Consider the following 14,280-nt stretch of genomic DNA (forward strand, 5'->3'; position numbering starts at 1 on the left):
CGATTCACGTCTGGGCAAACAACACCTTGCCAAACGCCTGCGCCGCCAGGTGCACCTGCACCGACCAATCGTCTGCCGCCTCGCTGCCCGCGTCATCGGAAATGTATTTGAGGCACAGAAACGGAATGCCCTCTTCGCGAGCGATCAGCGCCAGGACATAACCTTCCATGTCCACAACGTCATAGGGCGCATCGCCGTGATTGGTCTCGAAGCTATCACCTGTACCGCAGGTGCCCAATGGGATCCCGGGCAGTGACAATCCCTGCTCCAGAATCACCGGCACGTCGGTCAAGGGCGTCTGGTAGCGGGCGAAGCCCAAGGGTGTGACGTCCATGTCCCGTTGCACGAAACGCGTACAACACACCAGCTCACCTTTGCCGTAACGCGGGCTGCCAGCGGAGCCGAGGTTGACGATCAACTTGGGCTTGCGTGTCTGCAGGGCCTTGGTCAGTGCAATGGCGGCATTGACCTTGCCGATACCGGTGAATACCGCATCGACGTGGCTGAATGCATCGGCGGCTTCCGCTTCGAGCGCAAACACGAACAGCGTATCGGCCAAGGTAACGTGGGTGGTGTCATCAATGTGGATCACGGTGAAAGTTTCCTAAGCATTAGAGTGAAGCGTTCTAGATTCTTTTCGGCAGCGTTACCGTCACGCCCAGTCCCCGTCCGTGCAAGCCCTGCGACAGCACGATCGTACCCTTGTGCACTTCGATAATCCGCTTGACGATGGGCAAGCCCAGCCCACTGCCTTGCCCATCCCCTGAGGCCGCAGTGCCCCGATAAAACCGTTTGAAGATCACCTTTTCCTCTTCGGCCGTGATCCCCGGACCATCGTCCATGACCGACACCACGGCATGCGGGGCATGGTGCTCGACCCGCACGCTGACATGGCCACCGGCAGGCGTATAGCGAATCGCATTACTCACCAGGTTCCTCAGCAAAATCTTGAGCCACACTTCGATACCGATGATCCTGACGGGCGTTTGATCGAGCGACAGGCTGATGCGTTTGTCGAAGGCCTGAACCGCAAGATCGGCCTCCACCGCCTCGGCCACGGTCGACAAGTCCACCGGATAGAATTCTTCGATCAAGGCATCGCTGTCCAAGCGCGCCAGCAGCAGAATCTGCTCCATCAGTGTGGTGATACGGGTCACGCTGCGGTTGATTTGCTGCAGGCCGTGCGCCTGGAACTGAGGGTCGGTAGAGCGCAGCACCACTTGTACATGGGTGCGCAAGGCGGCGAGTGGGGTGCGGATTTCGTGGGCGGCATCACCCGTCAGGCGGCGCTCGGCCTCCAGCGCGTTGCGTAGACGCTCGAGCAGCAGGTTGAGTTCGCCGACCAGCCCATGGACCTCGACGGGCACACGGGCCAGGGCAATCGGCTCGAGGTTCCGATCGGAGCGCTTGTGCACCTCTTCCTGCATCGCCTGCAGGGGCGACAAGCCACGGGAGACGCTGAACCAGATCATCAACGCCAGTAGGGGAAAGGCCGGCAGTAGAGGAAACAGGGCATAGATCAGCAGTGTGTTGATGGTATGGCGGCGATAGCTGATGTTCTCACCGACCCACACGTTCATCTCGCCTTGCTGCATGTTCAGCACGCGCCACTGGGCATTCGCCGTCTTGAGCGAGCTGAAGCCGTCCGGGGCGTGGGTGAAACCTTCGGGCATGTTGGCGCTCGATAGCACCGCCTCGCCGTTTTGCCACAGCGTATAGGCCAGTACCCCGCCTCGATGCAGCAGGGGCAGGCCTTTGATCGCTTCGCGGCTGGCTTCGATGGTCTGTTGCGTGACGTCTGCGCTGCGGCCAAGTCGCTCATCGCGGGTGGCAACCGACAGGATGTTGAGCGCAGCCTGACCAAAGTCGAGCATGTCCTCATCGAAGAAGCGCTCGATCTTGTTCGTGGACAAGTAGTAGGTGAAGGCGATCACCATCAACCAGGTCACGACGAAGCTGCCTAGCAACCACGCCAGCAAAAGCCTGCGCACCGACGGCTTGTGCGTCGTTGTGCGACTGAATGACTTGAACGATCCGACGTGCATCGACGCTAGCCCATTTTCTCTTCGGCGATGGTATATCCCATTCCGCGCACGGTCCGGATTAAGCTGTTGTTAGTTTTGCGTCGTACGTGGTGCACGTGAACTTCGATGGCGTTACTTTCGACATCCCCGCTCCAGCCATACAGCTTGCTCTCCAGTTGAGCGCGCGACAGCACCTTGCCTTTGTTCTCCAGCAGCAGACGCAACAGTGCATATTCGCGCGGTGCGAGGTTGACCGGGTCGTCGTCCACCGTCACGGTATGCGTCGAGGGGTCCAGGCACAGGTTGCCGTGGATCAGTTGCGGCACTGCACGGCCCAGCGCGCGACGTGCCAGGGCGCGGATGCGGGCCAGCAATTCTTCGAAGTCGAAGGGCTTGGTCAGGTAGTCGTCGGCGCCGTAATCGAGCCCCTTCACGCGGTCGGCCACTTCATCCCTGGCCGTGAGCAGCAAGACCGGCACTTTGGAGCCGCGGTTGCGCAGTTCATGCAGCACCTCCAGGCCACTGCATCGTGGCAAACCGATGTCGAGAATCACCAGGTCGAACTCATCGGTCGCCAGCGCCTGTTTGGCCAGCAAGCCGTCGGTCAACCATTCGACCCGGTCGCCTTCCTGGCGCAGACCTAACTGAATGCCATCGCCCAACAGCAAGTCATCTTCAACGAGTAGTACGCGCATGCTCTAGCCTTCTTCGCTACGTCAGCAATCCCCAGATACTCAGCGCCGCCTCTGCCAGCAACAGCGCCACGATCAACCACTCCACGCGCAGCTCCTCAAGCACATGGCGATGCTCGCTGAGGCGGTCGGTGGCCAGTTCGTACAGGTCCTGCAGCACTTCGATGCGATCGTCGACGCTGACCAGACGATCGTGCACTTCAGTTTGCATGGCCAGCTCATTGTAGAGCCTGCGCACCGCACTGCTCAGGCCAGTGGGCGCTTTTTCCAGGCGGGTTTCCAAGCGCGTGTAGGCGATACGCCAACGCGTGGTCCGTGTCACGCACGCATCGACGTGACGTGCGCGGGCCTGGTGCCGTTTCTGCGGCAATTGGGTCAGTTCGATGTCGTCATCGGCGGTGCTCCAGGAGGCCGCGATCTCCGTTTCCAAACGCCGCAAGCCACCTTCGTACCAACTGAAGGCGACGATCCCGGCGAGCAGTTCCGTGCAGCGCTCTGGGTTGCCGATAATCAGCGCTCGGCCAGGCCGCCAGAGTATGCGCTCGCCAAAGGACATCGTCTCCAGTGTTGGCTGATCGGCGTCCTCGTCGGTCCTCATCCAGGCTTCCAGGTGCTGGCGCCAGGCGTGACTGGTCTGCAGGCCGGCCGCCGCAAACACCACCAGCAGTTCCTCCGCTGCACTGTCTTCAGGCAAGGCCTGCAGGGCGGTCATGGGGGTACGTTGCAGCAAGGCGGCGTGCGTCGGGTACGGATCGTCGAACTGTGCCAGGCACTGCGACGCCGATGCCTGCACGGCAACGCCTGGCATGAACTTCACCCGATGCAGCACGCAAGCGCTGGGCGCGGACAGGTCCGTGGCCGGCAGGGCGTGTGGCGCGGTCATTTCAATAGGCCTTGAGGGCTGGGAACTGAGTCGGTCCGAACTCGATTTCCTCGATGTCGGGCGGGGCGACGAAGGTGACGCCGTCTTCCAGCAACGGCCCGGGCTGAGCCATCAGGAAGCGTGTTTCCTTGTCCATCACGAAGCACGCCTTGAGGTAATCACCTTCAAGGTGGTCCAGCCAGGTCAGGCCGAGCTTGTGCTCGATGCGACGGTCCAGATCGGCGGCCTGCCAGTGAGCAGGGTCCACCCAGTCCGACGCCAGCAGGAAGCCCCACGACGCCAGGAACGAGGGTACCGCAGCGCGGTAGCTGTGGACCTGACTGAAGACGCTGCGCAGCGTGCGCGCCAGTGCCGCATGGGGTTTGTCGTCGCTGTGGGAGAATTCCAGGCCTTGCACCGCGACCACGCCGCCTGGGCGCAGACGCGAATGCAGCAGTTCGTAGAACTGGCGTGTGTACAGCGCCTGCGCCGGACCGTTGTCGAGCATGTCGACGACATCGATGATGACCACGTCGTACAGCGACGCGTCATTTTCCAGGTAAGCCCTGCCATCGGCCGTCACCAACTCACAGCGAGGGTCGTCGAACGCGCCTTGGTGCCACTGGAACATATGGGTTCGGCACAGCTCCACCAGCTCTTGGTCCAGATCGACCATCACCGCGCGGCGGACACTGGCGTGCGACAGCACTTCACGCAACGTGGCGCCTTCGCCGCCGCCGATGATCAGGACATCGCGCGGCTCATCGTGGGCCAGCATCGCCGGCTGCACCAGCAGCTCGTGGTACAGCGACTCGTCGCTGGCAGCGCTCTGGATCGCACCATCGATCATCAACACGCGGCCGTAGTTGTAGGTGTCGGCGATCAGGATGTTCTGCCAGGCCGTACGGCCCTGGTAAAGCACCCGACGCACGCCATAGAGATAGCTGTCGAACAGATCGCTGTTTTCCAGGGCCGTGATCGCGCTGTCGCCTTCGCGCGCAGGGTCTGGCGGGTAGAAGTAGAAGTGGTTCGGTGGCAGTGCGGGCAGGGTGCCGGCGACGTCCTCGGGGACCAGGTACTTCAAGTCGACGTCATAGCGGTCCGGATCGATCTGTTGCGCGCGGGCAGGCTGATCGTTGAGCGAACTCATCGTGCGACCCCTTGCTCCGAGCCGATGGCCCAGCGCAGCGTCGGGCTGTCGTCGTTGATTGCGCCTGCCCCGCTCAGGGTACGGTTGACCATGCCCACACGGTGCCCTTCCAGCCCGCGGTCCATGCTGGAGATGATGTGACGCTGGCTACCCAGCCGCTCGCTCAGCACGCGCACGGCCTGGGCGCCGTCGAGTACATCGCCGCAAGTGAAGACGTCGATGGCGGCGTACTTGTATTCAGGCCAGGTGTGGATGGCCAGGTGCGATTCGGCGATGACCACCACGCCGGAAATACCGATAGGGCTGAACTTGTGGAAGGTAGAGGTGACGATCGTCGCGTTGGCTTCGCGGGCTGCCTGCAACATGCTGTCTTCGATCCATTTGATATCGTCGAAACGTACGTCGTTGCAGTCGTAAAGTTCGATGACCAGTTGCTTTCCAAGTGCAGAGCTCGGGCGGATTTCTGAGGCTTCATTCAACATGGACGTGTCCCGTTCTAGGTGGGTGTGATGACCGGCGCCATGCTAGGTGGGCGTTGCTTAAGGAACGCTTAAGGTGAGGATGAAGAAAAGTTTAAGCCGTCGACGCACGTTTTTTTCAAGGTCACGAACGGGAGGAATCCGCGTTTTAGTGCTCGGCAAATATTTTTGTGTTGGGCGCCACTTTGGCGAGGCTCATGAAGTTATCGGGGCAGCACAGTACCGTGCCATAAACTGCGCACAGTTCTTTACATTGAGCACCCGGTGCGATGCCAAGTTTGGCCGGTGGCTAAAGGTCCGTTAAACAGGCTTGAGACAGCAGTCGCCTCACACTTTGAAGCGCACTTCGATACTGCTCAAGCCACTTGAGCGATCCAAGGTAATGGCGTCTTCCCCGTACCCGGAGTAGCTCTTGACCAACCGCATGCCGAGCCCGGTTCCGCTCGGTTTCGGATAAGACTCTGGAAAGCCGGTGCCTTCGTCCGTGACCTTGATGCGTGCATCTTCGGCATCGCGCTCGATGGTGACGGTGATCTTGCCTTGACCATACTTCAACGCGTTGGTGACCAGTTCCGAGACCACCAGTCCGAGCGGCGCCATGCGCTCCGGGGGCAACTGGAAGTCGTCGACCGACCACTCGATGTGCGGTTCGCCAAAGGCCGTTCGGATGTCGGACAACAACGAGCGCAAGTACGCCGGCGCACTCAGGGCGTCGCAGTGAGCATCCTGATACAGATGTTCATGCACATTGGCGATGGTCATCACCCGATTGGCCGCGATCTGCAGTTGGGTCTGGACGGCTTCCTCCATCGATAGATTGGCTTGCAGCAGCAACAGACTGTTCACCAGATGAAGACTGTTTCTCACACGGTGATGGGTTTCGGCCACATGCAGGCCGCTTTCGGTGAGTTTGGTGTTTTGCGCCTCGATCAAAGCGGCGAACCGCACTTCCTGCTCATGGCGCTCGGTGATGTCCCTTGAGACCGCGATGATCTTGTCGATCTCACCGTGTGGATCAAGCACCGGAGCGGCCGTGACATCCCACCATCGTGGCTCGCCTCTGGCCGTCGGGCAGAACGATTCGAAGCGCACCGATTCGCCATTACCGACGCGCACCAGCGCGTCCTCGATCACCTGTTTCGAGCACTCAGGCCACAGTTCGATCCACGGCTTGCCGGCGATGTCGGCGAGGTCGCGGATCTGCATCCGGCACAACCCCGCCTCGTTGAAGAACTCCACTTCACCGGTGCGCGAGAGAATCTTCACGCAGTCGGGACTGGCATTGAGCACACTTTCCGAATAGGCATGCGGTGAGTTGGCCTCTTCTTTCGTCGCCAGACGCTCGACGGCCATCGAGATGATGTTGGCCAGCCCCTCGAGAAACACCACGTCGCTCTCGATGAAGTCATCGCCGTCACGGCTGTCTGCCTCCAGTACGCCGAAGATGCCCGCTGTGCCCCGCACTGGAACGTTGATGGCCCGCTCGATACCGTACTCGTTGAGCAGGGCAGGGGTTCTGAACCTCAACTCCTGACCCAGGTGGTTGGAAATGACCGGCCGGCTCGTGGTGTACGCATAGCCCGCTGGGCTGGCTTCGTCGGACCCGACCGTCGCGTTGCCGATGTCGGCGGGCTTCCAGCCGACTCCGTGGGTCAGGCGAAAGGCCGAGTGGTCGTCGTTGGGTTGCAGGACTTTGGCAAAAGGCGTGTCCATCCCCAGCGCCGCCGTTTCACAGGCTTGTGTCAGCAAGTCATCGAGCGAGGTCAGGGTCAGCGCTTGCACTGCAAAGCCAACGACCAACTCATGCTGTCTGCGCAGCCGGGTATGCGAAATCTGCAGAGCGGCACGTACGATTTCGTCAGGCGACAGGTGGGGCATAGAGAGCATCCGGCGTTGGATTGATGAGTCGAGCGAACGGGCGGGGAATCATCATGGCGGCACGTGGCACCCAGGTGTCCGGCATCGTCAGTGAATGGCAAAACATGGCGCAATCTACACCCATCGTTTGGCGGGCACTAGCCATCTGCCATTGGCTTAGTCACTCAAAACATCCAAGTGTTTCCAACTGAGCTAAATCGTATCGATTTGATGCCGTTATGATATAACGTATTTTCGAAAAGCAGGCTTAGACCTGTCCCTCTATAACCTGCGCTCAACCCGCGCCTGTACCCCGCACACCAGGAGCTTCCATGCGATTCACCCCGGCCTCCCTTGCCATCTTCACGGCAATGGTCTCCCCTGACTTGTTCGCCGAGCCGACCGGCAATTCCACCATCGTCCTCGGCGATGTGAACATTACCCATACGGCTGCAGCCGGCGTCGGTAGCGCCTTGAGCACCGAAAATGTGCTGACGTCGGTCGATGTGCTGGGTGGCGATCAGGTCCAGGACAAGAACGTGATGAACAGTTGGCAACTGCTCGGACAGATGCCGGGCATTCAACTCACCGAAACCGGGCAGGGCGCGGAGTCGGGCAAGGTCACGTTCCGCGCGTTCAACGGCGAGGGCTACATCAATGGGATCAAGACCCTCATCGATGGGGTGCCAAGCAACGTCAACAGCGGCAACCAGCGTTTCATCGACATGGTCTTCCCGCTGGATATCGAGTACATCGAAGTGGTGCGCGGCACCAACGACCCGCGCTATGGGCTGCACAACATCGGTGGCAACATCAACTTCGCCACCCGCCAGGGCGGTAACTACACCGACAGTCGCCTCACCTACGGCAGCTTCGACACCCGTGAGGTGCAACTGGCAATCGGCCGCGAGGAGGGCAATTTCGCCCAGAACTACATCCTCGCCAAGCAGGACAGTGACGGCTACCGCGACCACAGCAACTCCAACAAGTATGCGCTGGGCGGCAAGTGGTTCCTCAGCAACGACGAACAGAATTTCCGCGTCGGCCTCATCGCCCGCCTGTACCACCATCAGGCCCAGGAACCCGGTTTCCTCACCCGCGAACAGATGCACGCCAGCCGCACCCAGTCACCGGACAAGAACGGCAACGATGGCGATGACCGCGACATGAAGCAGTTGAGCCTGCACACCGACTGGCAGCTCAACGACGACCTGAGCCTGAGCAGCAAGCTGTACTACAACAGCTACAACGACGACCGCACCATTACTTTCACCGACTACCGTCCAGGCAATGCCCCGCGCCAACGTCGGCAGTGGGACGAACAGCAGCGCGGCATGCTCAGCAACCTGACCTGGCGCGCCAACGAGCACCTGACGCTCGATGGCGGCATCAACTACGAAGAACAGGACAACGCGTACCGTCGCCTGCGCTACAGCTATGGCGTGCCGACCGACTTCGATGTCAGGCCCGCCCGCGTGCAGAACGATGACAGCTACACCCTGCGCAACATAGGCGGTTACGTGCAAGCCGTGATCCAGCCCACCGACGCGCTGAAGATCATCCCGGCGATGCGTGTCGACAAATTCTCCGGCAACACCGAGCTGCTCGGTGGCGCCAAGGCCTCGCTGCAGGACTACGGCTGGATTCGTCAGCCCAAGCTGAGCGTGATCTACAGCCTCACCCCCGAGATCGACGTATACGCCAACTGGGGGCGCACCTTCCAGATTCTCACCGGCTCCACCGCACCGGCCTACATGACCCCGGGGCAGACGTCCTACGATCCATCGATCAATACGGGCAAGGAGGTCGGCATCAAGTTCCAACCGTTCCCGGGCGCGCAGGCACGCGTTGCGCTGTGGCAACAGGATGCCACCGACGAAGTGGCGAACATGCCCAGCACCGGCACCACGGTTGGGCTGGGCGAGACCCGTCGGCGCGGTGTGGACATGCAGATCAGCGCGCAGTTGGACGAGCAGTGGACGGTGTGGGCCTCACACGCCATCCAGGAAGCCAAGGTGGTCAAGGCATTCTCGGCGTCCGGCCAATCGCTGTCGGGTAAACAGGTGTTCTCCACCCCGCGCTACATCAGCAACCTAGGCGCCGACTATCGCTACAACGACGACTGGAAGTTCGGCGTACAAGGCCGGGCGCAGGGCAGCTACTACATCGACGAGCTGAACGAGCAGGGCAAGTACGGCGGTTTCGTGGTGGTGGATGCCAGCGTCAGCTATCGCCTCAGCCCCTCCACCAGCGTCGATCTGCAGGTCAAGAACCTGCTGGACCGTCAATACGAATACGTCTGGTACGACAACTTCTTCTGGGGCGGCGACGACCAGGCGATGTTCTCACCGGCGCCAGGTCGCTCGGCGTTCGTTTCGCTCAACATGAAGCTGTGATCGACGCGCTGTCGTCACCAGGGCCTGCTGCCAGGGGGCGTCGCCCTTGGGCGGCAAGCGCCTCGAGCAGTTGCGCCGCCGGCAGCGGTTTGCCCAACAGATAGCCCTGCAGGGCATGGCAACCCAGCCGCGTGAGCAACGCTTGCTGCTCCTGGGTTTCCACGCCTTCGGCGACGATCTTCATGCTCAGCGTCTGGCCCAGGGCGATGATGGCCGAGACGATTGCCTCGTCTTCATTGCCCTGAACCAGCTCCTTGACGAAACCGCGATCGATCTTCAACTCGTTGGCCGGAAAGCGCTTGAGGTAAAGCAGGCTGGAGTAGCCGGTGCCGAAGTCGTCGATGGAGATATTCACGCCCAGCTCGGCCAGCTTGTCGAGGATCTCCAGGCTGGCTTCGGCGTTGCGCATGGCGGTGGACTCGGTCACTTCCAACACCAGGTGCCGCGGCGCCAGCGCGTATTTTTCCAGTGCGGTGCGCACCACCCGCAGCAGGTCGGCCTGGGCCAGCTGAATCGTCGACAGGTTCACCGCCACGCTCCAACCGTCATGGCCTTGATCGTGCCATTGGCGCATCTGCCGACAGGCTTCATCGATCACCCAGTTGCCGATCGGTATGATCAGCCCGGTTCGTTCGGCATGCGGCAAGAAGCGGTCCGGCGGTACTAACCCCGAGCCTGGACGGTGCCAGCGCACCAAGGCTTCGACGCCGACCATATGGCCGTCAGCGGCGATGAACTTGGGCTGGTAGTGCAGAACGAACTCACCACGTTCCAGTGCCAGGCGCAGGTCGTGCTGAAGCTGCATCTGTTCATGGGCGTTCTTGTTCATGTTGCGTTCGAAGAAGCAGTACCCCGCACGTCCCAGTTCCTTGGCGTGGTACATCGCTGCGTCGGCATTGACCATCAGTTCGTGGGCCGTCAGGCCGTTGTCGGGAAACAACGCAATCCCGATGCTGGCCGAGATATGCAGGACATGGCCTTCGAGGCTGTAGGGGCGGCCAATCGACTCGACCAGTTGCTGGGCGAACAACGCGGCGTCTTCGGGTTCGCGGTGGTGAATCAGGAATACGAACTCGTCGCCACCCAGGCGCGCAGCCGTGTCCTCCGGCCGCTTGCTGGCCAGGATGCGCTCGGACACCTGCACCAGCAGAAGATCGCCCACATGGTGCCCATAAGCATCGTTCACGGCCTTGAAGCCATCCAGGTCCATCAGCAACACCGAGAACGGGTCTTGATGCGGCGTGGCCTTGTGAATGGCCTGGTTGAGGCGGTCGTTGAGCAGCAGTCGATTGGGCAGGCGGGTCAGGTTGTCGTGCAGCGCCAGTTGCAGCAGCTCGCTGTTGGCCTGATCCAGTGAGAGGGACAGCAAGTTGCTGCGTACATCGAGCACGGACACGATCAGCGCGATTGCCAGCACGGCCAGGCTGACGACGATCACGACGACGGCAAGCCATTTGACGTCGATACCGCTGTTGGACGCTTCGCAGTAGCTGCCCAGTGGAAACTGCGCCGCTGCCATGCCGGTGTAGTGCATACCGACGATGGCGCAGCCCATGAGCAGCGAGGCGCCGATACGGGCCCAGGCTTCGCCGCGGGCTCCCCTGCGCAGGCGAAACACGATCCACAAGGCCGCGCCCGAGGCCAGCACCGCGATCAGGATCGACAGCATGAAGATCCACGGGATGTAGATCACGCTTGGTCGCATCAGCAGGGCGGCCATGCCGGTGTAGTGCATGGCCGCGATGCCGGCGCCCATGAGCAGGCCGCCGAGCACCAGGCGAATCCACGGCAGGTTTTTCTGGCACACCAGCCACAGCGCGAAGGCTGAGGAAAACACCGCGATGAGCAGTGACAGCAGGGTCAGCGGAATATCGTAGCCCAGAGGAATCGGCAGATCGAAGGCAAGCATGCCGATGAAGTGCATCGCCCAGACACCGAAGCCCATGGCAAAGGAGCCACCGGCCAGCCAAAGCCCTGCGGCCTTGCCCGTCGAGCTGGCAACACGTCCTGCCATTCTGAGCGCCGTGTAGGAGGCGAGAATGGCGACAATCAGAGAGAACGCTACCAGGACGGGGTTGTGGCTGCTGGGAAGCATAGGATACCGAGACGTAGGAAAAATCGCCGTGAACGCGGCGATAGCGTCTGGCTATTATCGGATGAATCGTTTGTCCTGGTAAATCGATTGCGTCTATGGGAGTGGCACAACCGTGTAATAAGTTCTCGATCAAGTGGCGACCTGCTCACGCCTCATGATGGAGGGGATGAGCGTATGCGCGCGCCGTTTTACTGCCTAGCGCTGAGTTGTCGTATTCAAAACACCGACCTCATGCTGGCCGTCAATCGGGCAACCAGTTTCAGGTTTTTCTGAATGGCTTCGGCCTCCAGTCGGCCCAGCGGTAGATCGCTGGCGGCCACCAACAGGCCCAGCTTGGTGCCGTCGATCGTATGAATAGGCGTGGTGAACAACCCTTCGATGGTGGATGCGCCAAACGCAGCCAGGGGCTGCGGCGGCGTCCACTTGGCAGGCGCCGAGGTCAGCGACGGGTCGCCGCTGCCCAGCAGCTTGTCGAGTGCCTCGAGTTGCGACACGGCAGTGGTCTGACCATGGAAGCTCAATTCGATCTGGCGGTTCTCCATGAAGCCGAGCCAGAGCGAAGGATTCGACTTGCGCAGCGCCAGGTAGCGCACGCCGGTCAATTGAGCAGCAAGTTGCAATACGGCGGTAATGGACTCGTTCTTGTCTATCTCGGCCATCTCGGCACTTAGCAAATCCGATCGGCGATGATCGGCTGAAGGGACATTCATCTCATGAATACTTTTAAGTTTGCACATTCGTCCCACCTTCATCCATGGCGAGTTCTGTGCAGTTGGGTGTCAGCTCAATACTTGAACGGAGTGGGCAGTCATTATTCAGTCAGTTGTCATCAGCCACGTACCCGTTTTTGCAAGGGCACATGGGCGCGCTGCGTCGAGTCTAGAAAAGCGAACGCATCGCTGGTTGGATGATCAGCAGCACGATTCGATAATGGCACTTCAGTAATCGTTCCATAGTTTTTATTTTTTTTGATCGCGTGATTATCAGTCGCATTTTGATCTCTTGTGCAACCTGTTTAACGAAGCAGATGCTGTAACGATTTATGTATTCAGTTAGTTGAGCCAATAAACTGGCGTCAAAACAGGCTATGGTCAAAACTGCATGTTCGTAACTTTTATCAAGGATCGAAAATGCTCACTCCACGCTCAATAGGTGGCGCCATCATTAGCCTTGCGTGCCTGCCGCTCTATGCACTTGCCGCCGATTTCACGCCCGCACAACGCCTCGAGCATGCCCAGGCCGAGCAGCAAGCCTATCTGGCCACCGTGCAGCAATTGGTCGATGTCGACACCGGTACCGGACAGGCCCCAGGCCTGAAGACCGTCAGCGACCTGCTGGTCGAACGCCTCAAGGCGCTGGGTGCCGACGTGCAGACTCGCTCAGCCAATCCTTCTGCGGGCGACAACATTGTCGGCACGCTCAAGGGCACGGGCAGCCAGTCGTTTCTGCTGATGGTTCACTACGACACGGTGTTCCTGCCAGGCACGGCAGCCAAGCGGCCGTTCAAGGTGGCGGGCGATCGTGCCTATGGGCCTGGCGTGGCCGATGCCAAAGGCGGGGTGGCGATGATCCTGCATGCGCTGAAGCTGCTGCAGGACGAGCAGTTCAAAGGCTTCGGCACGCTGACCGTGCTGTTCAACCCGGACGAGGAAACCGGTTCGGCCGGTTCGAAAGCGCTCATCGCTGAACTCGCTCGCCAGCATGACTACGTATTCTCGTACGAGCCGCCGGACAAAGATGCCGTGACGGTCGCCACCAACGGCATCAACGGCTTGCTGCTGCAGGTCAAGGGTACGTCGTCCCACGCAGGCTCCGCACCCGAAGCCGGGCGCAATGCCGCAATGGAACTGGCTCACCAGTTGCTGCAACTCAAGGACCTCGGCGATCCCGCCAAGGGCACCACCGTCAACTGGACGATGCTCAGGGCTGGAGACAAGCGCAACATCATTCCCGACAGCGCCTCGGCCGAGGCCGATATGCGCTACTCGGACGTGAGTGAAAGCGAGCGGGTGCTGGCCGATGCCCAACGCATCGTGCGCACGCAATTGATCGAGGGCACCGAAGTCAGCCTGCGTCTGGACAAGGGGCGACCGCCGCTGGCGAGAAACGCCGGTTCCGAGCAACTGGCCAAGACTGCCGAGAAGCTCTACGGACAGATCAACAAGCGCATCGAACCCATCGCCATGCGTTTTGGTACCGACGCCGGCTATGCCTATGTGCCGGGCAGCGCCAAGCCGGCGGTGTTGGAGACGTTGGGTGTAGTGGGGGCCGGCCTGCATGCCGAGGATGAATACATCGAGCTGTCGAGTATCGCCCCGAGACTGTACCTGACCGTCTCGATGATTCGGCAGCTGTCTGCCACAGTGCCCTGACGGCATTGCGAGAGAGGTCAGGGCGTGTCTGCGCGCGAGCGGCGTATCTGCTGGGCCAAGGTGTAGGCCGCCCCACGCAGTTCGTCGAATCGATCATTCAACTCGACATGCCCTGGCTTCCAGGAAAAGCCGTTGCTGTCGTAATGCTGCCCGAGGACCACATCATTGAACGAACCCATGCCGCCGTAGGCTGATAGCAGAAAGTCCGCGCCGCCGCCGTCACCGGCGAGCAGACGGGTCCGTGCCCGGCGCATCCATTGACTCCAGTGCTGGTCGCCATCGCCTTCGAGCAACAGGGCCAAACGTTCGAGTACATGCACCAGTGCCAGGGTATCCGCATTCATCGGCAGTGA

The 14,280-nt window shown here is 60.7% G+C and carries 12 protein-coding genes; 2 read left to right on the top strand and 10 right to left on the bottom strand.

The window, feature by feature from the left end:
- Nucleotides 1-4: 4 nt before the first annotated feature.
- The 7 genes from ACK2SD_RS09460 to ACK2SD_RS09490 form a co-directional block, all read right to left on the bottom strand.
- Nucleotides 5-592, bottom strand: a complete 588-nt coding sequence (locus tag ACK2SD_RS09460) for a nucleosidase (protein ID WP_412461959.1) — start codon at nucleotides 590-592, stop codon at nucleotides 5-7.
- A 34-nt stretch (nucleotides 593-626) separates the two neighbouring features.
- The gene (locus ACK2SD_RS09465) at nucleotides 627-1,991 is read right to left on the bottom strand and encodes a sensor histidine kinase (protein WP_412461960.1); all 1,365 of its coding nucleotides are present in this window, start codon (nucleotides 1,989-1,991) and stop codon (nucleotides 627-629) included.
- Nucleotides 1,992-2,050: 59 nt separating this feature from the next.
- Nucleotides 2,051-2,719, bottom strand: a complete 669-nt coding sequence (locus ACK2SD_RS09470; protein ID WP_412461961.1) for a response regulator — start codon at nucleotides 2,717-2,719, stop codon at nucleotides 2,051-2,053.
- 16 nt (nucleotides 2,720-2,735) lie between these two features.
- Complete coding sequence (locus tag ACK2SD_RS09475; protein ID WP_412461962.1) at nucleotides 2,736-3,599, bottom strand: hypothetical protein; 864 nt, start codon at nucleotides 3,597-3,599, stop codon at nucleotides 2,736-2,738.
- A 1-nt stretch (nucleotide 3,600) separates the two neighbouring features.
- Nucleotides 3,601-4,728: a fused MFS/spermidine synthase gene (locus ACK2SD_RS09480; RefSeq protein ID WP_412461963.1), complete on the bottom strand. Its 1,128-nt coding sequence runs from the start codon at nucleotides 4,726-4,728 to the stop codon at nucleotides 3,601-3,603.
- Entirely contained in the window at nucleotides 4,725-5,210 is a 486-nt protein-coding gene (gene speD / locus ACK2SD_RS09485) for an adenosylmethionine decarboxylase (RefSeq protein ID WP_412461964.1), read from the bottom strand. The genes ACK2SD_RS09480 and speD overlap by 4 nt, the downstream gene beginning before the upstream one ends.
- Before the next feature lie 324 nt (nucleotides 5,211-5,534).
- Nucleotides 5,535-7,085 carry a sensor histidine kinase gene (locus ACK2SD_RS09490; protein ID WP_412461965.1) on the bottom strand — a complete coding sequence of 517 codons (1,551 nt, stop codon included), beginning with the start codon at nucleotides 7,083-7,085 and terminating at the stop codon, nucleotides 5,535-5,537.
- Between the two features lie 311 nt (nucleotides 7,086-7,396).
- Between ACK2SD_RS09490 and ACK2SD_RS09495 the strand changes: the two genes are divergently transcribed.
- The gene (locus ACK2SD_RS09495) at nucleotides 7,397-9,460 is read left to right on the top strand and encodes a TonB-dependent receptor (protein WP_412461966.1); all 2,064 of its coding nucleotides are present in this window, start codon (nucleotides 7,397-7,399) and stop codon (nucleotides 9,458-9,460) included.
- On the opposite strand, the gene ACK2SD_RS09500 is transcribed toward ACK2SD_RS09495, so the two are convergent.
- Entirely contained in the window at nucleotides 9,444-11,555 is a 2,112-nt protein-coding gene (locus ACK2SD_RS09500; protein ID WP_412461967.1) for a putative bifunctional diguanylate cyclase/phosphodiesterase, read from the bottom strand. The genes ACK2SD_RS09495 and ACK2SD_RS09500 overlap by 17 nt on opposite strands.
- Nucleotides 11,556-11,770: 215 nt before the next feature.
- Nucleotides 11,771-12,214, bottom strand: a complete 444-nt coding sequence (locus tag ACK2SD_RS09505) for a hypothetical protein (protein WP_412461968.1) — start codon at nucleotides 12,212-12,214, stop codon at nucleotides 11,771-11,773.
- Nucleotides 12,215-12,685: 471 nt separating this feature from the next.
- Here ACK2SD_RS09505 and ACK2SD_RS09510 point away from each other — a divergent pair, with 471 nt between their 5' ends.
- Nucleotides 12,686-13,927 (top strand): M20/M25/M40 family metallo-hydrolase, encoded by a 1,242-nt coding sequence (locus ACK2SD_RS09510; RefSeq protein WP_412461969.1) that lies wholly within the window; start codon nucleotides 12,686-12,688, stop codon nucleotides 13,925-13,927.
- Between the two features lie 17 nt (nucleotides 13,928-13,944).
- On the opposite strand, the gene ACK2SD_RS09515 is transcribed toward ACK2SD_RS09510, so the two are convergent.
- The gene (locus ACK2SD_RS09515) at nucleotides 13,945-14,271 is read right to left on the bottom strand and encodes a DUF6966 domain-containing protein (RefSeq protein ID WP_412461970.1); all 327 of its coding nucleotides are present in this window, start codon (nucleotides 14,269-14,271) and stop codon (nucleotides 13,945-13,947) included.
- Nucleotides 14,272-14,280: the final 9 nt, after the last annotated feature.

It is taken from the genome of Pseudomonas sp. SC11, from assembly GCF_047039205.1.
In the GTDB taxonomy this organism is placed as follows: Bacteria; Pseudomonadota; Gammaproteobacteria; order Pseudomonadales; family Pseudomonadaceae; genus Aquipseudomonas; species Aquipseudomonas boreofloridensis.

Bases quoted from the DNA above. Each gene is read 5' to 3' on its own strand.
- ACK2SD_RS09505 (WP_412461968.1), bottom strand. From the start codon at position 12,214: ATGGCCGAGATAGACAAGAACGAGTCCATTACCGCCGTATTGCAACTT.
- ACK2SD_RS09515 (WP_412461970.1), bottom strand. From the start codon at position 14,271: ATGAATGCGGATACCCTGGCACTGGTGCATGTACTCGAACGTTTGGCC.
- ACK2SD_RS09490 (WP_412461965.1), bottom strand. From the start codon at position 7,085: ATGCCCCACCTGTCGCCTGACGAAATCGTACGTGCCGCTCTGCAGATT.
- ACK2SD_RS09500 (WP_412461967.1), bottom strand. From the start codon at position 11,555: ATGCTTCCCAGCAGCCACAACCCCGTCCTGGTAGCGTTCTCTCTGATT.
- ACK2SD_RS09475 (WP_412461962.1), bottom strand. From the start codon at position 3,599: ATGACCGCGCCACACGCCCTGCCGGCCACGGACCTGTCCGCGCCCAGC.
- ACK2SD_RS09480 (WP_412461963.1), bottom strand. From the start codon at position 4,728: ATGAGTTCGCTCAACGATCAGCCTGCCCGCGCGCAACAGATCGATCCG.
- ACK2SD_RS09495 (WP_412461966.1), top strand. From the start codon at position 7,397: ATGCGATTCACCCCGGCCTCCCTTGCCATCTTCACGGCAATGGTCTCC.
- speD (WP_412461964.1), bottom strand. From the start codon at position 5,210: ATGTTGAATGAAGCCTCAGAAATCCGCCCGAGCTCTGCACTTGGAAAG.
- ACK2SD_RS09510 (WP_412461969.1), top strand. From the start codon at position 12,686: ATGCTCACTCCACGCTCAATAGGTGGCGCCATCATTAGCCTTGCGTGC.
- ACK2SD_RS09470 (WP_412461961.1), bottom strand. From the start codon at position 2,719: ATGCGCGTACTACTCGTTGAAGATGACTTGCTGTTGGGCGATGGCATT.